Source organism: Pseudaquabacterium inlustre, assembly GCF_038066595.1.
GTDB classification, from domain to species: domain Bacteria; phylum Pseudomonadota; class Gammaproteobacteria; order Burkholderiales; family Burkholderiaceae_C; genus Pseudaquabacterium; species Pseudaquabacterium inlustre.
Map to the genome: position 1 here is coordinate 208976 of NZ_JBBUTH010000007.1, position 24259 is coordinate 233234.

At 71.2% G+C, this 24259-nt stretch carries 19 protein-coding genes and 1 riboswitch; of the genes, 9 read left to right on the top strand and 10 right to left on the bottom strand.

What is annotated here, in order from left to right; all coding sequences use genetic code 11:
* Window position 1: 1 nt before the first annotated feature.
* Window positions 2-1507, bottom strand: a complete 1506-nt coding sequence (locus AACH10_RS12615; RefSeq protein ID WP_341410775.1) for an ATP-binding protein — start codon at window positions 1505-1507, stop codon at window positions 2-4.
* 125 nt (window positions 1508-1632) lie between these two features.
* On the opposite strand from AACH10_RS12615, the gene AACH10_RS12620 reads away from it, so the two are divergent.
* The 3 genes from AACH10_RS12620 to AACH10_RS12630 are packed head-to-tail and all read left to right on the top strand — an operon-like array spanning window position 1633 to window position 7547.
* A complete protein-coding gene (locus tag AACH10_RS12620) occupies window positions 1633-2892 on the top strand; it encodes an efflux RND transporter periplasmic adaptor subunit (RefSeq protein WP_341410776.1) in 1260 nt (419 codons plus the stop codon).
* An 18-nt stretch (window positions 2893-2910) separates the two neighbouring features.
* Window positions 2911-6057 (top strand): efflux RND transporter permease subunit, encoded by a 3147-nt coding sequence (locus AACH10_RS12625; RefSeq protein WP_341410777.1) that lies wholly within the window; start codon window positions 2911-2913, stop codon window positions 6055-6057.
* 17 nt (window positions 6058-6074) lie between these two features.
* Window positions 6075-7547 carry an efflux transporter outer membrane subunit gene (locus AACH10_RS12630; RefSeq protein WP_341410778.1) on the top strand — a complete coding sequence of 491 codons (1473 nt, stop codon included), beginning with the start codon at window positions 6075-6077 and terminating at the stop codon, window positions 7545-7547.
* Between the two features lie 39 nt (window positions 7548-7586).
* Here AACH10_RS12630 and AACH10_RS12635 read toward each other — a convergent pair whose 3' ends face one another.
* A complete protein-coding gene (locus AACH10_RS12635) occupies window positions 7587-7901 on the bottom strand; it encodes a thiamine-binding protein (protein WP_341410779.1) in 315 nt (104 codons plus the stop codon).
* On the opposite strand from AACH10_RS12635, the gene AACH10_RS12640 reads away from it, so the two are divergent.
* The 3 genes from AACH10_RS12640 (at window position 7900) to AACH10_RS12650 (ending at window position 11399) form a co-directional block, all read left to right on the top strand.
* Window positions 7900-8136, top strand: coding sequence for a hypothetical protein (locus AACH10_RS12640; protein WP_341410780.1), 237 nt, complete (start codon window positions 7900-7902; stop codon window positions 8134-8136). The genes AACH10_RS12635 and AACH10_RS12640 overlap by 2 nt on opposite strands.
* Window positions 8127-8233, bottom strand: a riboswitch (TPP riboswitch). Its footprint overlaps the gene before it by 10 nt.
* A 205-nt stretch (window positions 8234-8438) precedes the next feature.
* Window positions 8439-9758 carry a hypothetical protein gene (locus tag AACH10_RS12645; RefSeq protein ID WP_341410782.1) on the top strand — a complete coding sequence of 440 codons (1320 nt, stop codon included), beginning with the start codon at window positions 8439-8441 and terminating at the stop codon, window positions 9756-9758.
* Between the two features lie 69 nt (window positions 9759-9827).
* The gene (locus AACH10_RS12650) at window positions 9828-11399 is read left to right on the top strand and encodes a GNAT family N-acetyltransferase (protein WP_341410783.1); all 1572 of its coding nucleotides are present in this window, start codon (window positions 9828-9830) and stop codon (window positions 11397-11399) included.
* Between the two features lie 88 nt (window positions 11400-11487).
* Here AACH10_RS12650 and ilvD read toward each other — a convergent pair whose 3' ends face one another.
* Window positions 11488-13347, bottom strand: a complete 1860-nt coding sequence (ilvD, locus tag AACH10_RS12655; protein ID WP_341410784.1) for a dihydroxy-acid dehydratase — start codon at window positions 13345-13347, stop codon at window positions 11488-11490.
* Between the two features lie 151 nt (window positions 13348-13498).
* Complete coding sequence (locus tag AACH10_RS12660; RefSeq protein WP_341410785.1) at window positions 13499-14446, bottom strand: LysR family transcriptional regulator; 948 nt, start codon at window positions 14444-14446, stop codon at window positions 13499-13501.
* 72 nt (window positions 14447-14518) lie between these two features.
* Between AACH10_RS12660 and AACH10_RS12665 the strand changes: the two genes are divergently transcribed.
* Window positions 14519-15499 (top strand): sodium-dependent bicarbonate transport family permease, encoded by a 981-nt coding sequence (locus AACH10_RS12665; protein WP_341410786.1) that lies wholly within the window; start codon window positions 14519-14521, stop codon window positions 15497-15499.
* A 24-nt stretch (window positions 15500-15523) separates the two neighbouring features.
* Here the strand turns inward: AACH10_RS12665 and AACH10_RS12670 are convergent, their stop codons facing one another.
* From AACH10_RS12670 to AACH10_RS12680, 3 genes are all read right to left on the bottom strand, one after another.
* Complete coding sequence (locus tag AACH10_RS12670) at window positions 15524-16711, bottom strand: HupE/UreJ family protein (RefSeq protein WP_341410787.1); 1188 nt, start codon at window positions 16709-16711, stop codon at window positions 15524-15526.
* Window positions 16699-18315: a DUF3500 domain-containing protein gene (locus tag AACH10_RS12675; protein WP_341410788.1), complete on the bottom strand. Its 1617-nt coding sequence runs from the start codon at window positions 18313-18315 to the stop codon at window positions 16699-16701. Before AACH10_RS12675 ends, AACH10_RS12670 begins: the two co-directional genes overlap by 13 nt.
* Window positions 18316-18485: 170 nt before the next feature.
* Window positions 18486-19037, bottom strand: a complete 552-nt coding sequence (locus tag AACH10_RS12680; RefSeq protein ID WP_341410789.1) for a MarR family winged helix-turn-helix transcriptional regulator — start codon at window positions 19035-19037, stop codon at window positions 18486-18488.
* 35 nt (window positions 19038-19072) lie between these two features.
* On the opposite strand from AACH10_RS12680, the gene AACH10_RS12685 reads away from it, so the two are divergent.
* Window positions 19073-19822, top strand: a complete 750-nt coding sequence (locus tag AACH10_RS12685; protein WP_341410790.1) for a siderophore-interacting protein — start codon at window positions 19073-19075, stop codon at window positions 19820-19822.
* A gap of 67 nt (window positions 19823-19889) precedes the next feature.
* Window positions 19890-20603 (top strand): dienelactone hydrolase family protein, encoded by a 714-nt coding sequence (locus AACH10_RS12690; RefSeq protein ID WP_341410791.1) that lies wholly within the window; start codon window positions 19890-19892, stop codon window positions 20601-20603.
* 33 nt (window positions 20604-20636) lie between these two features.
* On the opposite strand, the gene AACH10_RS12695 is transcribed toward AACH10_RS12690, so the two are convergent.
* The 3 genes from AACH10_RS12695 to AACH10_RS12705 all read right to left on the bottom strand — a co-directional run bounded on the left by AACH10_RS12695 (window position 20637) and on the right by AACH10_RS12705 (window position 24135).
* Window positions 20637-21734, bottom strand: coding sequence for a porin (locus AACH10_RS12695; RefSeq protein ID WP_479725276.1), 1098 nt, complete (start codon window positions 21732-21734; stop codon window positions 20637-20639).
* 71 nt (window positions 21735-21805) lie between these two features.
* Window positions 21806-23086 carry a gallate dioxygenase gene (locus tag AACH10_RS12700; protein WP_341410793.1) on the bottom strand — a complete coding sequence of 427 codons (1281 nt, stop codon included), beginning with the start codon at window positions 23084-23086 and terminating at the stop codon, window positions 21806-21808.
* 11 nt (window positions 23087-23097) lie between these two features.
* Entirely contained in the window at window positions 23098-24135 is a 1038-nt protein-coding gene (locus AACH10_RS12705; RefSeq protein WP_341410794.1) for a TRAP transporter substrate-binding protein, read from the bottom strand.
* Window positions 24136-24259 lie beyond the last annotated feature (124 nt).

The window sequence follows — 24259 nt, forward strand, 5'->3', positions numbered from 1 at the left end:
TTCAAGCTACCGCCCCCTTGCCCACCAGGCTCTTGCGCCGCCGTGCCAGCGGCAGGCGCACGGTGATGCCCAGGCCGCCCAGCGGCGAGGCCTGGGCCTCGATGCGGCCGCCATGCGCCTCGACGATGCTGCGGCAGATGGCCAGGCCCAGGCCGCTGCCGCCGTGGGCGCGGTTGCGCGAGGCCTCCACACGGTAGAAGCGCTCGAACAGCCGCGGCAGCAGATCGGGCGGCACGCCGGGCTTGGAGTCGTCGATCTGCAGCACGGCCTGGTCGTCGTGTTCGGCCAGGCACACGCGCAGCGTGCCGCCGGCATCGGTGTAGCGCAGCGCGTTGCTGCACAGGTTGTGCAGCAGCTGGCGCAGCCGGCCCTCGTCGGCCAGCAGCATCAGCGGTGCCTCGGGCAGCTCGGCCTGCAGCGTCAGGCCGTGCTCGGCGCAGGCGGTGCTCAGCGTCAGGCACTCCTGCGCCAGCAGCGCGCCCAGGTCGAGATCGTCCTTTCGGTAGCTGAGCGCGCCCACATCGGCCAACGCCAGCTCATGCAGGTCGCCCACCAGCTGCGTGAGCGTGCGCACCTCGGCCTGCAGCAGGCGCAGCGCCTCGGGCGTGACCGGGTGCACGCCGTCCTCCATGGCCTCCAGCTCGCCGCGCAGCACGGCCAGCGGCGTGCGCAGCTCGTGCGACACATCGGCCATGAAGTCGCGGCGCATCTGCTCGTTGCGCTGCAAGGTCAGCGCCAGCTGGTTGAAATCCTGCCCCAGCTGGGCCACCTCGTCATGGCCCTTCACGGGCACGCGCGTGTCGTACGCGCCGCCGGCCAGCCGGTGCGTGGCCGCGGCCACCGCGCGCACCGGCGCCAGCAGCTGGCGCGCCACCCACCAGGCCACCAGGGCCGCGGCCAGCAGCGCCAGCAGGCCGGCCGCCCAGGCGGCGTCCCACTGCTCCTTCATGAAATGCAGCGCAGCCTCGTCAGCCACGGTTTCCACCGGCGCCATCACCAGCCAGCCCACCACCTGGCCATCGACCACGATCTCGCGCTGCACGCTTTGGGCCAGCACCAGCGGAAAGCCCATCACGCGCTGGCGCTGCGCGTCCAGCAGCGTGAGGCGGCGCCCGGCGCCCAGCAGGTCGGACGCCACCAGCGCGGGGATGGGGCCTGAGGGCGGCGATGCCGCCGGCCTGGCCACCACCGGACCGCCGACCTCGCCCAGCCCGGCGCCCACGCTGGCCGCACCGGCCGCCTGCAGCGAGCGCGCCGGCCCCAGGCCCACCAGGTCGTACCAGAGATCGGGCCGGTCGCGCAGGAACTCCCAGTTGCCGTGCAGCGGGTAGGCCCGCGCCAGGCGCGGCAGCACCGCTTCCATGCGCAGCACGGCCTGCGAGTTGAGGTAGCCGAGGAAGTCGCGGTTGAAGCTCCACACCGTGGCCTGGCCCATCAGCACCACCACCAGCAGGGCGATGCCGAGCACGGCGAGGAACAGGCGGGTGGTGATTCCGGGGCGGGGCATGGCAGGTGCAAGTGTCGGTGATGCGCGCGCCCTCGCCACGGCACCCACGCACGGCGGGCGGTCTCCACAGTTCCTCCACATTGGGTCGCCACCATGCGCTCATTCCTGAACAGAGCCTTGCCGCCATGCGCCCCGAATCGTCCCGCCTGCACCCGCTGTCGCCCGTCCCCCTCGCCCTCGCCGTGGCGGCCGCCCTGGTGCTGTCCGCCTGCGGCAACAGCCAGAGCGCGGCGCCGCCCGCCGCGCCGCGCACCGTGGCGGTGGGCGTGCTGGCGGTGCAGCCCGAGGCCGTGGCCCTGGCCACCGAGTTGCCCGGCCGCACCACGGCGCCGCAGGTGGCCGAGATCCGGCCGCAGGTGGGCGGCATCGTGAAGGCCAAGCGCTTCACCGACGGTTCGGTGGTGCGCGCTGGCCAGGTGCTCTACGAGATCGACCCGGCCAGCTACCAGGCCGCGGTGGCCAGCGCCCAGGCCGCCGTGGACAAGGCGCAGGCCACCGTCAAGACCAGCCAGCTCACCGCGCAGCGCCGCGCCGAGCTGGTGAAGATCGAGGCCATGAGCCAGCAGGACGCGCAGGACGCGCAGGCCACGCTGGCCCAGGCCCAGGCCGATCTGGCCGCCGCCCAGGCCGCGCTGCAGACCGCGCGCATCAACCTGGGCCGCACGCAAATCACCAGCCCGATCTCGGGCCGCGTGGACATCTCCACCGTGACCGTGGGCGCCCTGGTGACGGCCGAGCAGACCACCGCACTGACCACCGTGCGCCAGATGGACCCGATCCAGGTCGACATCACGCAGAGCAGCGCCGAGCTGCTGCGCCTGAAGCGCGACCTGGCCAGCGGCAAGCTGCAGAAGCTGCCCTCCGGAAAGGGTGACGGCAAGGGCACCGACGCCGGCGTTGAAACCAGCGTCAAGCTGCTGCTGGAAGACGGCAGCACCTACACCCGCACCGGCCGCCTGAGCGTGGCCAGCCCGGCGGTGAACACCAGCACCGGCGCGGTGACGCTGCGCGCGGTGTTTGCCAACCCCGACGGGCTGCTGATGCCCGGCATGTACGTGCGTGCCCAGCTGCCCACCGCCGTGGCCGACCAGGTGCTGCTGGTGCCGCAGCAGGCCGTGACCCGCGCTGCCGACGGCAGCGCCAGCGTGCTGGTGGTGGGGGCCGACAACAAGGTGGCGAAGAAGGTCATCACCGCCGAGCGCGCGGTGGGCAACCGCTGGCTGGTGACGGCCGGCCTGGCCGCCGGCAGCCGCGTGGTGATGGAGGGCGGCCAGAAGGTGAAGGTGGGCGACGTGGTGCAGCCGCAGGAGATCACGGCCGCCGCACCGGCCGCTGCCAGTGCACCGGCCACCCCGGCCAGCGCCGCCACCGTGGCCGCGCGCTGATCGACGGAGCGCAACACCATGGCACGCTTCTTCATCGACCGCCCCATCTTCGCCTGGGTGCTCGCCATCGTGGTGATGCTGGCCGGCGCCCTGTCCATCACCCAGCTGCCGCTGGAGCAGTACCCCGACATCGCGCCGCCGCGCGTCACCATCAGCGCCACCTACCCCGGCGCCTCGGCCAAGACGGTGGAAGACTCGGTCACCCAGGTCATCGAGCAGCAGATGAAGGGCCTGGACGGCATGCTGGCCATGCAGTCCAGCAGCAGCTCGGCCGGCAGCGCCAGCGTGACCATCAGCTTCGTCTCGGGCACCAACCCCGACGTGGCGCAGATGCAGGTGCAGAACAAGCTGCAGCAGGCCATGACGCGCCTGCCCACCACGGTGCAAAGCCAGGGCGTCACGGTCACCAAGACCGGCACCGACTTCCTGATGGTGGTGAGCTTCTACTCGCAGGACGGCAGCGCCAGCAACATCGAGATCGGCGACTACATCAGCTCCAGCCTGGTCGACACGCTCAGCCGCATCGAGGGTGTGGGCGACGTGCAGACGCTGGGCACGCAGCACGCCATGCGCATCTGGCTCGATCCGGCCAAGCTGTCGGCGCATGCGCTGATGCCGTCGGACGTGACCACCGCCATCACCGCGCAGAACGCGCAGGTCTCGGCCGGCCAGGTGGGCGGTCTGCCGGCCACCACAGGCCAGCAGCTCAATGTCACCATCTCGGCGCGCAGCAAGCTGAGCACCGTGGCGCAGTTCCAGGACATCGCGCTGAAGACCGCCACCGACGGCAGCGTGGTGCGCCTGGGCGACGTGGCCCGCGTGGAAATGGGCGGCGAGAGCTACACCATCAAGACCAGCTACAACGGCAAGCCCGCCGCCGCCATGGGCGTGAAGCTGGCCAACAACGCCAACGCGCTGGGCGTGGCCCAGGCCGTCAACGCCAAGCTGGCCGAGCTGCAGACCACCTTTCCCTACCAGCTGAAGGCGGTGACCTCGTACGACACCACGCCCTTCGTGCGGATCTCGATCGAGGAAGTGGTCATCACGCTGGCCGAGGCCGTGGCGCTGGTGGTGTTGATCATGTACCTGTTCCTGCAGAACTGGCGCGCCACGCTGATCCCGGCGATCACCGTGCCGGTGGTGCTGCTGGGCACCTTCGGCGTGCTGTCGGCCTTCGGCTACAGCATCAACAGCCTCACCATGTTCGGCATGGTGCTGGCCATCGGCCTGCTGGTGGACGACGCCATCGTGGTGGTCGAGAACGTCGAGCGCCTGATGACCGAGCGCGGCCTGTCGCCACGGGAGGCCACGCGCGAGTCGATGCAGGAGATCACCGGCGCGCTGGTGGGCATTGCGCTGGTGCTCTCGGCCGTGTTCGTGCCGATGGCCTTCTTCGGCGGCTCCACCGGCATGATCTACCGCCAGTTCTCGATCACCGTGGTGTCGGCCATGGCCTTGTCGGTGGCCACGGCGATGACGCTGACGCCCGCGCTGTGCGCCACGCTGCTCAAGCCGGTGCAAGGCGGCGGCCATGCCGCCAGGCCGGGCCTGCTGGGCCGCTTCTTCGGCGGCTTCAACCGCGGCTTCGAGCGCAGCGCCGCGGGCGTGGAAGGCTTCACCGGCCGCCTGGTGCGCCGCGGTGGCCGCACGATGATCGTGTATGCGCTGATCGTCGGCGCCGTGGTGTGGATGTACCACCGCATGCCCACGTCCTTTCTGCCGGCCGAAGACCAGGGCGTTCTGATGGCCCAGGTGCGCCTGCCCTCGGGCAGCACCGCCGAGCGCCTGAACGCCAGCCTGGAGAAGGTGCAGAACTGGCTGGGCCAGCAGGCCGACATCGCCGGCTACACGCTGATCATCGGCATCGGCGGTGACCAGGCCAGCGGCAACGCCTTCATCAAGCTCAAGGACTGGAGCGAGCGCACCGGCAAGGGCCAGAGCGCCGCCGAGATCGCCGCCCGCGCCAACCGCGAGCTGGCCAGCCTGCGCGACGCCCAGGTGTTCGTGATGCAGCCGCCCACCATCCGCGGCTTGGGGTCAAGCGGTGGCTTCACCGTCGAGCTGCAAGACCGCAACGGCCTGGGCCACGAGGCCCTGGTGAAGGCGCGCGACCAATTCCTGCAGCTGGCGCGCCAGAACAAGGCGCTGCAGCAGGTGCGCATCAGCGGCCTGGACGACGCGCCGCAGTTCGGCATCGTCATCGACGACAAGAAGGCCGGGGCGCTGGGCGTGTCGGCGGCCGACATCAACAGCACGCTGTCCACCGCGCTGGGCGGCACCTATGTCAACGACTTCATCGATGCCGGCCGCGTCAAGCGCGTGTACGTGCAGGGCGATGCGCCCTTCCGCATGGCGCCCGACGCGATCATGAACTGGTTCGTGCGCAACGGCGATGGCCAGATGGTGCCCTTCTCGGCCTTTGCCAGCACGCAGTGGACCTACGGCGCGCCCAAGCTCGAGCGCTACAACGGCATGAGCGCCTTCGAGATCGTGGGCGACGCGGCGCCAGGCGTGAGCTCGGGCACGGCCATGCAGGCGGTGCAGGACATCATCGCCCAGCTGCCCCAGGGCATCGGCTATGAATGGGCCGGCCAGAGCTATCAAGAGCGGCTGTCGGGCAGCCAGGCGCCGCTGCTGTATGCGGTGTCGGTGCTGTTCGTGTTCCTGTGCATGGCCGCGCTGTACGAGAGCTGGTCGATCCCGTTCAGCGTGATGCTGGTGGTGCCGCTGGGCGTGGTGGGGGCGCTGGGCCTCAGCACCCTGGCCGGGCTGGACAACGACGTGTACTTCCAGGTGGGCCTGCTCACCACCGTGGGCCTGGCGGCCAAGAACGCGATCCTGATCGTGGAATTCGCCAAGATGCTGCAGGAGCAGGGCCAGGGCTTGGTGGCCGCCACGCTGCAGGCGCTGCGCCTGCGGCTGCGCCCGATCTTGATGACCAGCCTGGCCTTCATGTTCGGCGTGCTGCCGCTGGCCATTGCCAGCGGGGCCGGCGCCGCCAGCCGCCGCGCCATCGGCACCGGCGTGCTGGGCGGCATGGCCAGCGCCACGCTGCTGGGCCTGTTCATGGTGCCGGTGTTCTATGTGCTGGTGCGCGGCTTCTTCGATCGACGCCAGAAGCCGGCCCCGGCCGACAACGCCGCCCTGAACAAGCACCCGGCCTGAAGAACGGGAGACCTGACATGACCCCTGCCAACCCACGCATTGCCCCCCGCCACGCACGCTTGGCCACGCTGACCGTGGCCGCCCTGGCCGCCCTGATCACCGGCTGCGCCAGCCTCGCGCCCACTCAGGGGACGCCGGCCGCCGCCATCCCCACCGCCTGGCCTACTACGGCGGCCAGCGCCACGGCCTCCGCCTCCCAGGCCAGCGCGCCCCAGGCCGCTGACATCGGCTGGCAGCAGCTGATCACCGACGCCCGCCTGCGCGGCGTGATCGACCTGGCGCTGCAGAACAACCGCGACCTGCGCCTGGCCCTGCTGGCCGTGGACAAGGCGCGCGCCGCGCACGACATCCAGGCCGCGGCGCAAAGGCCCACGGTGACCGGATCGGCCAGCGCCAGTGCCTCGCGCACGCCGGCCCAGGCCAGCAGCAGTGGCACGGCGGTGAACAGCCGCAGCTTGAGCGTGGGCCTGGGCGTGGCCGCGTGGGAGATCGACCTGTTCGGCCGCCTGCAGAACCTGAAGGACGCCGCGCTGGAGAGCTTTCTGCAGACCGAGCAGGCCCGCCGCAGCACCCAGCTGACCCTGGTGGCCGAGGTCGCCAACGCCTGGCTGACCCTGGCCGCAGACCAGGCCCAGCTGGCCCTGGCCGAGCAGACGCTGAAGAGCCAGCGCGACAGCCTGGCTCTGGTGCAAAAGCGCAAGGACCTGGGCGTGGACACCGGCCTGACCCTGGCCCAGACCGAGAGCACGGTGGAAACCGCGCGCCTGGCCGTGGCCACCTACCAGGCCACCGTGCAGCAGGACCGCAATGCGCTGGACCTGCTGGCCGGCGGCAGCGTGCCGCAGCACCTGCTGCCCCCGGCCCTGGCCGAGGCCAGCAGCCCGATCCTGGTGGCCGTGCCCGAAGGCCTGCCCAGCAGCGTGCTGCAGCGGCGCCCGGATGTGGTGGCGGCCGAGCACGGCCTGCGCGCCGCGGCGGCCGACATCGGCGCGGCCCGCGCCAACCTGTACCCCAGCATCAGCCTCACGGCCTCGGCCGGCACCGCCAGCCGCAGCCTGGGCCAGCTGTTCCAGGGCGGCGCGTGGAGCTTTGCGCCCAGCATCAGCCTGCCGATCTTCGACAGCGGCTCGCGCCAGGCCAGCCTGCGCTCGGCCGAGGTGGCGCGCGACATCCAGCTGGCCACCTACGACAAGACGCTGCAGACCGCCTTCCGCGAAGTAGCCGATGCCCTGGCCGTGCGCGCCAGCCTGAACGAGCGCCTGGCCGCGCAGCAGGCCCTGGTGGCCAGCTACGCCAAGGCGCTGAACCTGTCGCAGGCGCGCCAGCGCAACGGCGTGGACACGGCGCTGGACGTGTACGACGCCCAACGCTCGCTGTTTGCGGCCCAGCAGTCGCTGATCGCCTTGCAGCTGCTGGAGCAGGCCAACCGCATCACGCTGTTCAAGGTGCTGGGCGGCGGGTGGACGCAGGAGCCGGCCACCCTCGGCTGATCACCGGCTGAAGACCTGCATCCACCAGCGGCAAGCCGCTCAGCGGCGGAACTTGCCCACCAGGTCTTCCACCCGCGGCCCGCCGGCCTTGGCGCCGCTGGACACCTTGATGACGCTGAGCGTGCGCTCGGCGCCCGACTCCAGCGTGGCCTGGTGCACCGCCTGCAGCAGCGGCCAGATGCGCTCGGGCGGACCCTCCACCACCGTGCCCAGGCCGTGCACCTCGTACTTCAGGCCCGAGGCCTGGATCACGGCAATGGCCGCGTCCACATGCTGGTACTGGCGCTCGACCGTGCCCGCCGGGCGCGGGATGACCTGGATCTCGGCAATCATGTGCTGGGCAGGGGTGGGCATGCTGGTGGCGGGTGACGTTGGTTGCGGGTTGGACGTGGTGGCGGGCGCCGGCTGCGCCCAGGCCGTGGCGCTGGCCAAGGTCGCCAGCAAGGCCAACGGCAGCCAGGTGCGCCGACAGCGGCGCGAACGGGAGAACGACGTGGTGTGTGCCATGTGCAAGACGTGCAGATGGCAGGTCGGCAAACGCCAGGGCCCGGATGCCGGCGTGAGAAAGACCGGGCCGGCGAGCCCTTGAACGTGCTTCCCTGCGCGAGGATTACCTCAATCAGGTTCAAAGGGACTCTCTCAGTCGGCACGGCCTTGCGGCTGCGCCAACACCCCCAGCGGATGCCCGCGTCACCCGCCGGAGAGCCGGTGGCACGGTGCGCGGCATTCTAGTCGGCGGATGACCATGACCTCGGCTCCAGTCCGTGCCCGCAGCTGCACCCAACGCGCGGACGACGCGTCCCAACGGGTCCGACATAGGGGGCTGCGCGGGGCGCGTCGGGGCCGGCTGTGCGACAGTCTGGCGCCAGCATCACGCCGAAAGCGATGGCCATGCGGATCTCCCTGCCGATCGTCTCCCTGCTGCTGGTGGCCGCGGCCGAAGGCCGGTCCGCCGAACTGAGCGCCCAGAGCCTGCGCACCGACGGGCTCAACTTCGGCGACGACATCGCGCGCCTGTACGTGGGCGACTTCGCGCGGGTGGGCTTCGCGCGCGACAGCACCGAGCTTGCACTGCTGCTGGGCAGCTACATGACCGCCTTCTCGCGCCAATGCGCCGCGGAGTTGCCCACCAACAAGGTGGAGATCATGGCGCAGGAGTGCGAGCGCGAGTCCTGGACGGTGAACGGCTTCGGCGCCGAGCGGCCCGGCTCGCGCCACTGCGTCAGCTACCGCAGCGTCGGCACGGGCCGCTACGCCGACCCGGAGGTGTATGCGCTGCAGCGCCGGCTCGACGCCGCGATGGCCGGGACGATGACCCAGGACATGCTCACCGGCATGCTGCGCAAGGGGGGCGACGCCGCGGGCGGCATGCGCCGCATGACCGACCTGGCCCTGTACGCCCGCAACGACATGCCGCAACTGCTGCAGGCCAACGGCTGTGCCCATCCGGCGGTGCAGCGGCTGCAGGCGAACCTGCTGCGCTTCGGCAACGGCGCCGCACCGATCGTGCTGCCAGGCGGCGCGGCCGCGCTGGCCCAGGCCGCGCCGGCGGACGGCCCCGCCCGTGGGCAAGACCACAAGCGCCTGCTGGAGGACCTGATCGCCGAGCAGTCGCAGGCCTGGATGATGAACCGCTTCCTGCCCGGCAGCGTGCGCCCCGGCACCGTGCTGCGCGATGCGCAGGGGCAGGCGACCGAGGTCCTGGCGGGCTACGGCTACACGGCAATGGGCAAGACCTATCCCGGCAAGGTGCGCCTGACCTTCCGCGACGGTGTGCCGCAGTGCCTGTACTACGCCGACATCCCCGACACCTGCCGCGTGCCGAGCCCGAAGATCCTGTCGGCCTACCGCAAGAACCACTACGCCGCCGAGATCGCCGCCGCGCCGCCGCCGCCGAACCAGGCCGCCTCACCGGCACCGGCAGCGGCACCGATGGCGACTGTGACGCCGACACCGGTGGCGCTGGCACCGAACCCAGCGCCCGCCGACCCCGCCCCGTCGGTGCCCGGCCGCGATGCCGCCGCAACGCTGGCGCCGGCAGACCTGCAGGAGCGCCAGGCCGCCCTGCGCGAGCGACGCTGCGCCACCTTGCGGCTGCAGGTGGAGCGCCTGCGCGAGTCGCTGGCCACCACGCCGCCCCAACGGGTCCAGCAGCTGGAGTTGCATGTGGCGCGGCTGGAGGCCGCCCAGGCCCAGCACTGCGGCCGCTAGCCGCCAGCAGTTGCCCGCCCGCGTGCCATCATCACCTGCCTGGACACGACTGCGACCGACCGCCCCGCCATGATCGAGCACCTGTTCATCCGCGCCCGCGGCGCCACCGGCCAGCAATCGCACGCGCGCGTGCAGGTGGTGGCCGGCCAGGGCATCGAAGGCGACCGCTACTTCGGCGCGCACGACGAGCCCGGCCAGAACATCACCTTCGTCGAGGCCGAGCAGATCGAGGCCTTCGCGGCCACCTGCGGCCGTGCGCTGCCGCCGTCGGCCACCGGCCGCAACGTGGTGGTGCGCGGCGTGCGGCTGAACGACCTGGTCGGTCAGACCTTCCGTGTGGGCGGCCTGCGCTTTCGCGGCGTGGAACTGTGCGAGCCCTGCCTGGGCCTGGGCGCGGCGCTCGCGGCCGATGACCTCACGCCAGCGAAGGTGGTCAGGCACTGGGTGCGCCGCGCCGGCTTGCGCGCGGATGCACTCGACACCGGCCCGCTGGCGGTGGGCGACGGCTTCTCGCACACACCGCCCCTGGCCGAGCCCACCCCGGCCGCCGCGCGCCCCGAGCCCCAGGTCAGCCTGCGCGAGATCGGTTCGGATACCGTGCGGCAGATCACCGCGCTGTCGGTGCGCGAGGACCAGAAGCACTTCGTGGCCACCAATGCCGAATCGCTGGCCGAGGCCTTGTTCAAGTGCGAGGCCTGGTACCGCGCGGTGTACCTGGGCGACACGCCGGTCGGGTTCGTGATGCTGTTCGACGAGACGCAGCGCGAGCCGCCGACGCCGCAACCAGGCATCGGCCTGTGGCGCTTCATGATCGACCAGCGCTACCAGGGCCGCGGCATCGGCCGCGCCGCACTGCAGCTGGTGATCGACCGGGTGCGCGCCAGCGGGCGCCATGACCGGCTGCAGGTCTGCTACGTGCCGGGCCCCGGCTGCGCCGAAGCCTTCTACCTGGCCGCCGGCTTCCAGCACACCGGCCGCGAGGACGACGGCGAGGTGGTGCTGGAGCTGCCGCTGACGGGCCATGACTCGCCATCGCGAGCGCCGGAACCTGCTCAGGCACCAGCCGCAACACCAGGACCCGCGCCGACGGCCGACGCACCCGCGCTGAACCTGGCCTTCACCGCACTGCAGGCCTTGACGCTTTACGCGCTGGCAGAGCACCAAACCGGCGGCGCCAGCACGCTGTGGATCACTTTGGACGGTCCTGCCTTCAGCATCCGCGACGACGGCCGCGGCCACGCACTGGACAAGCAGGTGGCGGGCACACCCTACCTGCGCTGCATTTACAGCGCCTTCGACTACCCGTACGACGCGGCCGGGCCCACGCCGGTGCAGCTGCAGGGCATCGGCCTGTCCATGCTGAACCGCCTGTGTGCGGAACTCGAGCTCACCGTGCGCAAGCCCGGCGAGACGCTGACCGCGTGCTTCCGCCACGGGCGGCCCGCCGACATGGTGCACCAGGCCACGCCCGCAGGGCCCACGGGCATCACGCTTCGTGGCCGGCTGCGGCCAGACCTGCCGACCGGCCCCGCTGCCGACAGCCTGAGCCACTGGCTGCAAGGCCTGCTGGCGGTGCAGCCGGCGCTGCGGGTGGTCTTCAACGGCCGCGAATTGCGGGCCCGGCCCGGTTCGGCAGACTGAACCTCCTGCTCAGTCCCGCCGGACCGCCCCAAGGGACTGAGAGCCCCCCTCGGGGGACCGGAGCGCGGCAACCTGGAGTCCGAAAGACTCAGTCTTCCAGCTTCGACAGGTCGCGCACGGCGCCCTTGTCGGCGCTGGTGGCCAGCAGCGCATAGGCCTTCAGCGCCGCACTCACCTTGCGCGGGCGGGCTTGCGCCGGCTTCCAGCCCTTGGCGTCCTGCTCGGCGCGGCGCTGGGCCAGTTCTTCATCGCTCAGCAGCACGTTGATGGTGCGGTTGGGGATGTCGATGCGGATGCGGTCGCCGTGGCGCACCAGGCCGATGTTGCCGCCGGCGGCCGCTTCGGGCGAGCAGTGGCCGATGGACAGGCCCGAGGTGCCGCCCGAGAAGCGGCCGTCGGTCAGCAGCGCGCAGGCCTTGCCCAGGCCCTTGCTCTTGATGTAGCTGGTGGGGTAGAGCATTTCCTGCATGCCGGGGCCGCCCTTGGGGCCTTCGTAGCGCACCACCACCACGTCGCCGGCCTTCACCTGGTCGTCCAGGATGTGAGCCACGGCCTCGTCCTGGCTTTCCACCACATGGGCCGGGCCCTCGAACACCAGCAGGCTGTCGTCCACGCCGGCAGTCTTCACCACGCAGCCATCTTGTGCGATGTTGCCGCGCAGCACGGCCAGGCCGCCTTCCTTGCTGAAGGCGTTCTCATAGCTGCGGATGCAGCCCTCGGCGCGGTCGGTGTCCAGGCTGGGCCAGCGCGTGCTCTGGCTGAAGGCCACCTGGGTGGGGATGCCGGCCGGGCCGGCCATGTAGAAGGTCTTCACCGCCTCGGACTGCGTGGTGAGGATGTCCCACTCCTGCAGCGCCTGGCCCAGCGTGGGCGTGTGCACGGTGGGCACGTCCAGGTGCAGCTTGCCGGCGCGCGCCAGCTCACCCAGGATGGCCATGATGCCGCCGGCACGGTGCACGTCCTCGATGTGGTACTTGTTGGTGTTGGGCGCCACCTTGCACAGCTGCGGCACGGCGCGGCTCAAGCGGTCGATGTCGGCCATGTCGAAGTCGATGCCGGCCTCTTGCGCCGCGGCCAGGATGTGCAGGATGGTGTTGGTGCTGCCACCCATCGCGATGTCCAGCGTCATCGCGTTCTCGAAGGCCTTCTTGCCGATGCTGCGCGGCAGCACGCTGGCATCTTCCTGCTCGTAGTAGCGGTGGCACAGCTCCACGGCCAGGCGGCCGGCGCGCTTGAACAGCGCTTCACGATCGCTGTGCGTGGCCACCACGGTGCCGTTGCCGGGCAGGCTCAGGCCCAGGGCTTCGGTCAGGCAGTTCATGCTGTTGGCGGTGAACATGCCGCTGCAGCTGCCGCAGGTGGGGCAGGCGCTGCGCTCGATCTCGGCCACGTCGGCATCGCTCACCTTGCTGTCGGCGGCCATCACCATGGCGTCGATCAGGTCGAGCTTCTTGACCTGCACGGTCTGCGTGCCAGGCACGGCCAGCTTGGCCTTGCCGGCTTCCATCGGGCCGCCCGAGACGAACACCACCGGGATGTTCAGGCGCATGGCGGCCATCAGCATCCCCGGCGTGATCTTGTCGCAGTTGCTGATGCAGACGATGGCGTCGGCGCAGTGCGCGTTGACCATGTACTCCACGCTGTCGGCAATGATGTCGCGGCTGGGCAGCGAGTACAGCATGCCGTCGTGGCCCATCGCGATACCGTCGTCCACGGCGATGGTGTTGAACTCTTTCGCCACACCGCCGGCGGCCTCGATCTCGCGGGCCACCAGCTGGCCCAGGTCCTTCAGGTGCACATGGCCCGGCACGAACTGTGTGAAGCTGTTGGCGATGGCGATGATGGGCTTGCTGAAGTCAGCGTCCTTCATGCCGGTGGCGCGCCACAGCGAGCGTGCGCCCGCCATGTTGCGGCCGGCGGTGGACGTCTTGGAGCGGTAGGCGGGCATGGCAGAACCTCGGATTCAGGGGGTCAGGACAGGGGGAAACGGGGCAACCCGCTAGTGTATCGGGGGCGCCCCGCCGCCAGGCTGCGGGCCTGCAGGCGGCGTGCCCATCGGCGCACAGCCCGCACGGCCGGCAGGACAACGCGGCAAGCGCTCAAGTGGCCGGCCGCGCGCGCACGTGCAGGCGGGCGCGCAGGTCGTCCAGCAGGGTGCGCGCCGGCAGCGACAGCGCGCGATCGTTGCGCCACACCAGCTGCCAGTGGCGCCGCAACGGAAAGCCGGCCACCGGCAGCACGGCCAGCCCCTCGCTGGCCGGATCGGCCGCCAGCGTGTGCCGCGACAGCACGGCCAGGCCCAGGCCGGCGCGCACGGCGTGCTTCACCGCCTCGTTGCTGCCCAAGGCCATGCGTGGTGGCCAGTCAACGCCCTGTTCGCTGAAGGCCTGCTCGGCCGCGGCGCGGGTGCCGGAGCCGGCCTCGCGCGCCAGCAGGGGCTCGGTCACCAGGTCGGCCAGCTTCAGGCGGCGGCGCGCGGCCAGCGGGTGCCCGGCCGGGGCGATGAGCACCAGCGGGTTCTCCAGAAACGGCCAGCGCGCCAACGGCAGGTGGGTGGGCGGCAGCATCATGGCGGCCAGTTCGTCGTCGCCGCGTTGCAGGCGGGCCACCACCGAGGCGCGGTTCTCCACCGCCAGCTCGATCTCGATGCCGGGGTACTGCCGCGCAAACGGGCCCAGCAGGTCGGGCAGGAAGTACTCGGTGGTGGTGACGGCGGCAATGCGCAGGCGGCCGCGGCGCAGGCCCTGCAGATCGGCCGCGTCGTCCTCGAAGGCCTGCCAGGCGGCGCCCATGGCGCGCACGGCCTGGGCCAGGCGCTCGGCCACCGGCGTGGGCACCAGGCCACGGCCGCGCGGCTCGAACAGCACCAGGCCCAGCGCCGCGGCCAGCTCCTTCATCTGCATGGACACGGTGGGCTGCGCCAGGTGCAGGGCGCGCGCCGCGCGGCCCACGCCGCCCAGGCGCACCACGGCCTCGAAGCTGCGCAGCTGCGTGAGGCTGGCGCGCAGCGCGCGCTCCAGGCCGGGGGGTGCGGTGGTGTCACTCATCGACTTGCCTGATGGTTTCAATCAGAACATATCACTTGTCCGGATGCCATGCCCGCACCACCATCGCGGCCCATGCAGAACTTCCTCGATCCCGCCATCCTATTTTTCGTGTTCGGCCTGGTGGCCGGCACGCTGCGCTCCAACCTGGAGATTCCGCCGCAGATCGCGCGCTTTCTGTCGCTGTACCTGCTGATGGCCCTGGGCCTGAAGGGCGGCTTCGCGCTGGCGCAATCCGGCCTGACGGCCGAGGTGGCGCTGAGCCTGGGCGCGGCCGTGGCCCTGGCCCTGCTGGTGCCGGCCATCGGCTACCTGCTGCTGCAGCGCCTGCTGTCGCGCTTCGACGCGGCGGCGCTGGCCGCCACCTACGGCTCGGTGAGTGCGGTCACCTTCATCACCGCGGTGCAGTACCTGGAGAGCCGCCACATCCCCTACGGCGGGCACATGGCCGCGGCCATGGCGCTGATGGAGTCACCGGCCATCGTGATGGCAGTGCTGCTGGCCAACAAGGCGCGGCAGCATGCGGCCAGCGCCGCCGGCACGGCCGGGGCAGGCCAGGCCGCGCAGCATGGCATCGGCAAACTGCTGCATGAATCCTTCACCGACGGTGCGCAGCTGCTGCTGCTGGGCGCCATGGTGGTGGGCCTGGTGACCGGCGAGGCCGGCCGGGTGGCGATGCAGCCGTTCTCGGGCGAGCTGTTCAAGGGCATGCTGGCCTTCTTCCTGCTGGACATGGGCCTGCTGGCCGCGCGCAACCTGGGCACGCTGAAGGGCCGCTCGCCCTGGCTGCTGGTGTACGCCATCGGCGGGCCGCTGTGCCATGCGGCGCTGGCCTTCGGCGTGGCGGCGCTGCTGGGCCTGTCGGTGGGCAATGCCGCGCTGCTGATGACGCTGGCCGCCAGCGCGTCCTACATCGCCGTGCCGGCGGTGGTGCGCGAGGCCATCCCCGAGGCCAACCCGTCGCTGTACTTCGGCATGTCGCTGGGCCTGACCTTCCCGTTCAACATCCTGGTGGGCATTCCGCTGTACGAGGCGCTGGCGCAGCGGCTGGCGTAGTGCCCCACCCGCTGCGCAGCGCAGTCAGGCTGGCAGGGCGCCGCCGGCCAGGCCCGCGCGCTCCAGCACCCACCACAGCGCCAGGCCGGCGGCCACCGCGGCGGTGGCGCCGCGCAGCCAGTGGCTGGCCTGCGGCCGGCCGTGGGCCAGCCACAGCAACGGCGGCAGCACGGCCAGCACCAGCAGCAGCTGCATGGCCTCGATGCCCAGGTTGAAGGCCAGCAGCGCCAGGCCATGCTGCAGCCAGGTGAGCCCGGCGCCCGACAAAGCGGCCGAAAAGGCCAGGCCGTGGATCAGCCCGAAGGCCAGTGCCATGGCCAGATCGGCGCGGCCGAACAGCGGCCGCCAGGCATGCACCGCCGCCACCACGATGGTCAGCGCCACGGCCACCTCCACCGCCTGCACCGGCGGCCGCAGCACGCCGGTGCTGCCCAGCACCAGCGTGGCCGTGTGGCCCAGCGTGAAGGCCGTGACCAGCAGCGCCGTGTGCCGCCAGGCGGCGCGCGCCGGGCGTGCGCCCTGCCATTGCCGCATCGGCCAGCCGGTGCGGCTGGCAGCCACCGACAGCGGCGCCACCAGCAACAGCAGCATCAGGAACAGCAGGTGGTCGGCGCCGCCGGCGATGTGCGCGGCACCGTCCAGTGCCAAACGGCGCAGGCTGGCGCCGGCCGAGGGCGGTGCCAGGTCCAGATCCAGGCTGTTGCGGGCATGGTTCAGCTCACCCAGCGGCTGCGGCGGCTGGCCCACCTGGCCGGCGGCCCAGTCATTGCGCAGCGCCACCTGCACGCGGTGGGTGCGCACCTCGTGCGTGATGGCGTCGTACAGCAGCTGCGTGTGGCGCGGGTCGGCGCCCGCCGGGGCGCGCAGGTCGATCTCGGCCTCCAGTTCGGCCGCACCATCGCTGCCCACCACGCGCAGCTGCGGGCGCAGCGTCTGCCAGCCGTGGCTGCCGCTGCGCGCACCCACATGCTGCATCAGGTAGCGCGCCAGGCCGTCGGCATGGCGTTCCAGCACCGTGGCCGGCTGATCCACCAACGCTTGGCCGTAGGCGAACTCCAGCCGGTTCAGCGGCAGTTGCAGCAGCAGGTGCAAGCCGTCAGCGCGGGTGTCGATCCACACGCGGCTTTCGGGCATCGGGTGGGCGCTGGCGCCCAGCATGCCGATGGCCAGCCACAGCGCCCAGGCCCAGCGCCAGGCGGTCATGAACAGCATTTGCCGCCGTAGTCGCCGGTCTTGTCGCGCCAGATGGTGTGGAAGTGAATGTCGCTGCTGATGATGACGCCGCGCTGCACCGAGAACTCGATCCACACCCGCGGGCCGTCCACACGGATGTAGCTGCCGCTGCTGGTGACATTGCCGGCGCCGGCATAGGCCACGTAGGTGGCGGCCAGCGCACTGTCGGACAGGTAAGCCGCCAGCAGTTCGTCGGCGTACTCGGTGGCCTGGGTGGCCACGTAGGCGCGGATCATCGCCTGCACCTTGGCCTGGTCGGCGCTGGACAGCGCGCTGTACAGAATGCCGCGTCCGCTGGTGCCGGTGGGGTAGCTCTTGGGGTAGGTGCCGTCGATGCCGCCCGAGCCGTTGGCGCCGAACAGCAGATCGCTGTAGGTGCCGCTGAGCGCGGCCGCGCTGTAGGTGGTGAGCGCTGCGCCCAGGTCGGCCGCGGCGGTGCGCTGCGCGACCATCGGGTCGTATGTGGTGCCGTTCAGCGTGAACGAGCCCTTGGGCTCCACACCCAGGAACAGCGGCGTGGGCGTCTTCACGCTGCCGTTGAAGGCGATGTTGTAGGTGAGGTGATGGCCGGTGAGCTGCAGCAGCCAGAAGTCACTGGTGCTGGGCGTGCCGACGAAGGCGATGTAGTAGTGGCCGCTGCCGTAGGTGCCGCTGCCGGCGCCGTACAGCTCCACCAGCGCCTGGTCGGCCGCCTGCAGGCCCAGGTGCAGCGTGTTGCCGGTGCTGCCCAGGGCCTTGAGAATCAGGGCGCGCGCCGCCGTCTGCTGCGCGGTGCTCAGGCTGCTCCAGGCCAGGCCGTTGCGCGACACCATGGCCGCCGGCAGGTTGGACCATTGCCGCGCGGTGGCGAGGCTCCAGGTCTTCTGCACCGTGGTCTGCTGCGTGCTGCTGAGCGTGGCCACGAAGGCCTGCGCCGCCGTCACCACCTCGGCGGTGAGCGCGCTGCTGCCGCTGCTGGCGCTGGTGACCGACAGCGTGGCCGCATCGCTAGTGGCGCTGCCGGCCGAGTTGCTGACCACCACCGTGTAGGCGCCGGCATCGCCGGTGGCCACGCTGGCCAGCGTGAAGCTGCTGGACGTGGCGTTGGCGATGGCCGTGCCGTCCTTGCGCCACTGGTAGCTCAACGGCGTGCTGCCGCTGGCCACCACGCTGAAGGTGACGCTGGCGCCCACGCTGGCCGATTGCGAGGCCGGCTGTGTGGTGATGGCCGGTGCCGTGACGCCGCTGGTGCTGCTGACCGTGAGCGTGGCCGCACTCGATGTGACCGAGCCGGCGCTGTTGCTCACCACCACGTCGTAACTGCCGGCATCGCTGCTGCTGGTGGCGGCGATGCTGTAGCTGCTGGCCGTGGCGCCGCTGATCGCGCTGCCGCCCTTGCGCCACTGGTAGCTGAGCGTTCCGCTGCCCGAGGCCACCACGCTGAAGCTGGCGCTGGCGCCGGCCACCACGCTGACCGAGGCCGGCTGCGTGCTGATGGTGGGCACGGTGGCCTCGGTGCTGGTGCTGGATGCACCACCGCCGCCGCCACAGGCGGCCAGCAGACCGGCCGAGCCCAGGGCCAGCCATGTCAGCAGCCAGGTCATCCGCCGCCAGGACGGCCAGGCCAAGGATCGGAGAAACATGCATCAACCTCGCAGAAACAGTGGGGGCCTGCCACGGCAACACCGTGGGCGGCTTGCGCACTATCAACAAGCAAGGTTGCTGGGAGTTTGCGGGGTGATGTCGCGTTGGCAGGCGCGATGCCTGGCGGTGATCACCCCTCGGCCGACAGCGCCTCGCGCACCTTGGCCAGCAAGGCCAGCAGTTGGCGGCGCTCGGTGGCGCTCAGGCCCGCGGCGGCGCGCTCCGACAGCGCGCGGCGCTGCGCCACCAGCGCGTGATGCTGCGCCTGCGCCTCGGGCGACAGGTGAAGGCGCGTGATGCGGCGGTCCTGCGCATCGGGCGTGGCCCGCAGCAGACCCTGCTCGCGCAGGCCGCTCACCATGCGTGCCAGCTGGCCCTTGTCGCGCCCCGAGTGGGCCACCAGGTCACTGAGCGCGGCGCCGGGGTGGTGGGCGAAGTAGGCCAGCACGCGCCCTTCCAGCGGCGACAGCGCCTGCCCGGCATCGCGCAGCGCCTTGTGCTGCTGGCTGCGCGCCAGGTGCATCAGGCCGTGGATGGCTTCGAGCACATCGTCGTCGCGCGTGGGCTCGGTGGCGGGGGCGGGGGCGGGGGCGGGGGCGGCCGCCCCATCGGCCCTGGCCGCGCGCGGCTGCGCCGCGTCGGACAAAGCCGATTGGTTGACAAGGTCAATCTTCTTGCGCATCATTGGGTGACATTATCAACCAATCGATCCATCCATTGACCGACACCACCCACACCCACGTGCGCCGCGTGCAACGCGTGCGGCATGAACTGCGCCGCCGCGAACTGCAGGTGCGCCAGGTGCAGCACCTGAGCCCCGGCTTCGTGGCCATCACCTTCGGCGGTGACGACCTGGCCGACTTCACCAGCCTGTCCTTCGACGACCATGTGAAGCTGCTGTTCGACACCCCTGCCGGCGCCGAGCCGGTGCGCCGCGACTACACGCCGCGCCACTTCGACCGGGCGCGCCGCGAGCTGACCATCGAGTTCGCGCTGCACGCCCACGGCGCCGCCAGCGACTGGGCCCGCCAGGCCGCACCGGGCCAGACGCTGGCCATCGGCGGCCCGCGCGGCTCGATGATCATCCCCACCGACTACGCCTGGCACCTGCTGGCCGGTGATGCCACCGCCCTGCCCGCCATCACCCGCCGACTGGAAGAGCTGCCGGCCGGCGCCCACGCCCTGGTGCTGGTGCAGGCGAGCAGCGCCGACGAGCAGCGCGCCTGGCACAGTGCCGCCCAGGTGCAGACGCAATGGGTGCAAGACAGCGATGCCTGGCTGGCCGCGCTGCGCGCCCTGAGCCTGCCGCCAGGCGAAGGCTTTGCCTGGTGCGCCGGCGAGGCCCAGGTGATGGCCCAGGCCCGCGCCATCCTCGTGCACGAGAAGGGCGTGCCGCGCGAGTGCCAGCGCGTCTCGGCCTACTGGAAGCGTGGCGCGCCAGCATTTCACGCCGACATCGAGGATTGAGCCGCCCGCGCCGCCACGCCGGGCACAGCGCCGCACAATGGCAGCGTCACCCCACACAGGCGCCGCCATGACCCACGCCCTTGCCCCTGAATGGATGTCGATCGCCTGCCCGGACGGCCGCATGGATGCCTATCTGGTGCGCCCACCCGGCGGCCGCAGCGGCCCGGGCCTGCTGCTGCTGCAGGAGATCTTCGGCGTCAACACGCACATCCAGGCGGTGGCGCAGCAGTACGCGCTGGCCGGCTTCACGGTGCTGGCGCCCGACCTGTTCTGGCGCCAGCAGGCGCGTGTGCAGCTGGGCTATGACGGGGCCGACCGCGAGCGCGCGATGGCGCTGATGCGCACGGTGCAGCGCGACGCCGTGGTGGCCGACATGGCGGCCAGCCTGGCCGCGCTGCGCGCGCTGCCACAGTGCGGCGCCAAGGTGGGCGCCATCGGCTACTGCATGGGCGGGCGCCTGGCCTTCGCCGCCGCCGCCCTGTGCGGCGTGGACGCCGCGGTGGCCTATTACGGCGGTGGCATCGCCGACCAGCTGGATCTGGCGCACAAGATCCGCTGCCCGATGCAGTTCCACCACGCCGGGCGCGACGCCCACATCCCGCCGACGGCCGTGGCCTCGATCGAGGCCGCGATGGCACTCACCCCGCAGGGCGCCGAGTTCCACCTCTACCCCGCGGCCGACCACGGCTTCAACTGCTGGGACCGCGGCGCCCACCACGCGCCCAGCGCCGTGATGGCGCTGTCGCGCAGCCTGGGCTTTCTGGCAGCGAAACTGTACTGAACGCGGCCGGGCGCGACCCCGGCGTCAGCCAGGTCAGAAGGCCATGCGCACGCCGGTGGCGATGCCGGTCTGGCCAGCGCCGGCCGCCGGCGCGTTGCCGGCCGCGGCATTGCTGACCGACAGCGCCGTGGCGCCATCGTTGCCGATGTGGCCGGCGGTGGCGTACAGCACGGTGTTCTTCGACAGCGCGTAGCTGCCGCGCACGGCCAACAGCGTGGCGCCGTTCGGGCTGTTCTTGAAGTCGAGCTTGAACACTTCAGCATCCACGGTCCACAGCGGCGCCGGCTTCCAGCTGGCGCCCAGGTACCACAGGTCGCTGCGCGGCGTGGCGGTGCTGCCCTCGTTCTTGCGCGCGATCAGGCCGGCACCCAGCTTCAGATCGCCGTTCACGCGGTACCAGCCGGTGACGGTGCTGCGCGTGTCGGTCAGGCTGCTGCTGGTCAGGCCGGCGAAGGCGCCGGCGCCGCCGCGGATCTGGTCGATGGCCGCCGTCACGCCCCAGGCGCCAGCGTCGTACTTCACCATCGCGCTCCACTGGCGGCAGGCCTTCGTGTCGGTGGCGCTCTCACCGGCGCAGTTGGTACCGGCCGGGCTGGGGCCGGCGTTCACCGCATCGCGGCCGAAGCTGTAGCTGGCGCCAGCGCTCCACGCGCCGACGCTGCCGCGCCAGGCCAGTGCGTTGTCCACGCGGGCATTGGGCAGGTAGCTGTCCATCGAGCCCGAGCCATAGGCGTTGGGGCCCAGGATGTCGGCGTCCAGCTGCGACCAGAACAGCATGCTGTACTGGCGGCCCAGGCTCACCGTGCCCCAGGGGCCTTGCAGGCCCACGAAGCTCTGGCGGCCGAAGAAGCGCCCGCCCTGGTTGGAGGTGCCGGTGTCCACGCCCAGCCCGCCCTCCAGCGTGAACAGCGCCTTCATGCCGCCACCCAGGTCCTCGGTGCCACGAAAGCCCAGGCGAGACGGCACGCTGCCGGTCAGGCCGGGCATGCGGGTGATGGACGTGCCGGCCGCGCCGACGTTGGTGAGGTGCTCGACGGCCAGGTCGAACAGGCCATAGATCTGCACGCTTTGCGCCTGGGCGGCGCCGCAGCACAGCGCGGCGGCCGCAGCCGCCATCTTCGTTCGCATCATGGTCTTGTTCATGCTTGTCTCCTGCTACAGGGGTGGGGGAACGGGGTTGGGCTGGCGCGTGCCGCACGCGCTCAACGCTGGTCGATGGCCTGCGCCTGCGCGCCACCGGCCACCGAGTAGGTCAGCGGCACCTTGCGCGTGGCCAGGAACTGCGCCAGCGTCTCGCCGCGGAAGGCGGCGTACACGGCGGGGTTCGAGACCCCCAGCACCGCGGCCATCTTTTCCAGCACGAAGAAGCTCACGCCGCGCTGCACCATCTGCAGCCAGCGGCGCTCGCGCACCAAGGCCTTCTCGTCATCGCTGAGGCCGCGTTCGGTCGCCAGGGCCTCGAAGTCGCTGACGAAGCGCGCGCGGTGCGCCGGCAGCACCAGGTCGTGCAGAAAGGCATTCAGCCGCAGGTTGGCGTGGCTGCGCGCATGGGTGAACGGGTAGGTGCCCGGCAGCGCTTCCGCGCCGGCCAGCTCGTGGCCGATGTGGCGGCGGTAGTCGGCCACGGCCTGCGCGTCGGGCGCGCCACCCAGGTCCTCGAACACCAGCGTCGCGATGTTGGTGACCGAGGGCGCATAGGTCTGCTTGTACACCAGGCGCACCTGGGGCGACAGCGCACCGCGCATGATCAGCCACATGATGACCTCGGCGCCTTCCATGCCACCGCGCTGGGCGTAGTCGGCGATGCGCAGGTTCACCAGCGTCTCGGGGCTCTTCTCCAGCAGGTCCAGGAACTCGGCGTCCCAGGCCTCGTTGAGAAAGCCGGCGCGCTCACCATGCACCTGGTGCGACAGGCCGCCGGTGGCCATGATGGCCACGTTCAGGTCCTCGGGGTAGCTCTCCACCGCCTTGCGCAGCGTCTGGCCCAGCTTCCACATGCGCCTGGCGCTGGGCACCGGCATCTGCAGCACGCCCACCTGCAGCGGCACGATGCGGCCGGGCCAGGGCCCGTCGGCATCGCCCAGCATCGACAACGGCGACAGCAGGCCGTGGTCCACCGGCTTGCCCTGGAACACCGACAGGTCGAACTCGTCGGCCACCATGGCCGCGGCGATGTGCTGCGCCAGGCCCAGGTGGCCGACGGCCGGCGCCACGTCGCGCGGGCCGCCGCCTTCGTCGGCCGCCTCGTAGCGGTCGTCGATGCCCAGCGCAAAGGCCGAGTAGTGGTCGAAGAAGAAGGACGTGATGTGATCGTTGTAGATCATGAAGATCACGTCGATGCGCTTCTCGCGCACCCAGCGGCGCACCACGTCGAAGCCGTCGAAGATCGGCTTCCAGGCCGGATCGCTGTGCTTGCCGGTGTCCTTGGCGAAGCCGATGGTGGGCGAGTGCGAGGCCCCCAGGCCTCCAATGATGCGGGCCATGGCTCAGGCCCTCACTTGCCGGCCGCGTGCTTGGCGATCAGCGCCTTGGCGTCCTGCAGCATCTGCGTGCCCTTCAGGCCCTTGCCGTCCATCTCCTTGACCCAGTCGGCCGAGAGCTTGTCGCCCACCGCCTTCCACGGCGCCAGCTCGGCCGCCGCGATCACATTGGTGGTGTTGCGGGCGGTCAGCTTCTTGCCCTCGGCATCGGCCTGCAGGAAGGCCTTGCCGATCTGGCCCGACAGGGCCTGGCCGCTGTTGGCGTCGATCACCTTCTTCAGGTCGGCCGGCAGGGCCTCGTACTTCGCCTTGTTCATCGCGAACACGAAGGTGCTGGTGTAGAAGGCCGGCTGCGCGGGGTCGGTCTCGGTGTGGAACTTCACCAGTTCCTGGATCTTCACCGAGGGCACCACCTCGTAGGGCACCACGGCGCCGTCGATCACGCCCTTGCTCAGCGCGTCGCCCACCTGCGGCACCGGCATGCTCACCGGCGTGGCGCCCAGCATGGCCAGGAACTTGTTGGTCAGGCGGGTGGGAGCGCGCAGCTTCAGGCCCTTGAAGTCGGCCAGGCCCTTGATGGGCTTGCTGGTCATGTGGAACACGCCATCGCCATGCACATGGAAGGCCAGCGGCTTGACGTCCTTGAACTCGGCCTGGCTGTGCGTCTGCGCGTAGTCCCACAGCGCCTTGCTGGTGGCCTCGGGGCTCTGCATCATGAACGGCAGCTCGAAGGCCTCCAGGCTGGGGAAGCGGCCGGCCGTGTAGCCCGGCAGCGTCCACACCACGTCGGCCACGCCGTCCCGCACCTGCTCGAACAGCTGCGGCGGCGTGCCGCCCAGCTGCATGCTGGGGTAGATCTGGCACTTCAGGCGGTTGGCCGATTCCTTCGCGATCCTGTCGCACCAGGGCGTGATGAACAGCGTGTTGGCGTACGAGGTGGCGGGCAGGAAGAAGTGCACCTTCAGCGTCACCTCCTGGGCCAGGGCGGCGGTGTGCGGGGCGAGTGCGGTCAGCGCCAGGCTGGCAGCCGCAACGATGGAACGGGTCTTCATGGCGTTGTCTCCAAAACAAGCTGGTGGTTCAAGGGCAGGTGCAGACCAAGCGGCCGCCGCGGAGCCGGCTTTGCCGGGCCGCCGGGGGCGCCCCCTGGGGGGAGGCGCCGCAGGCGCTTCGGGG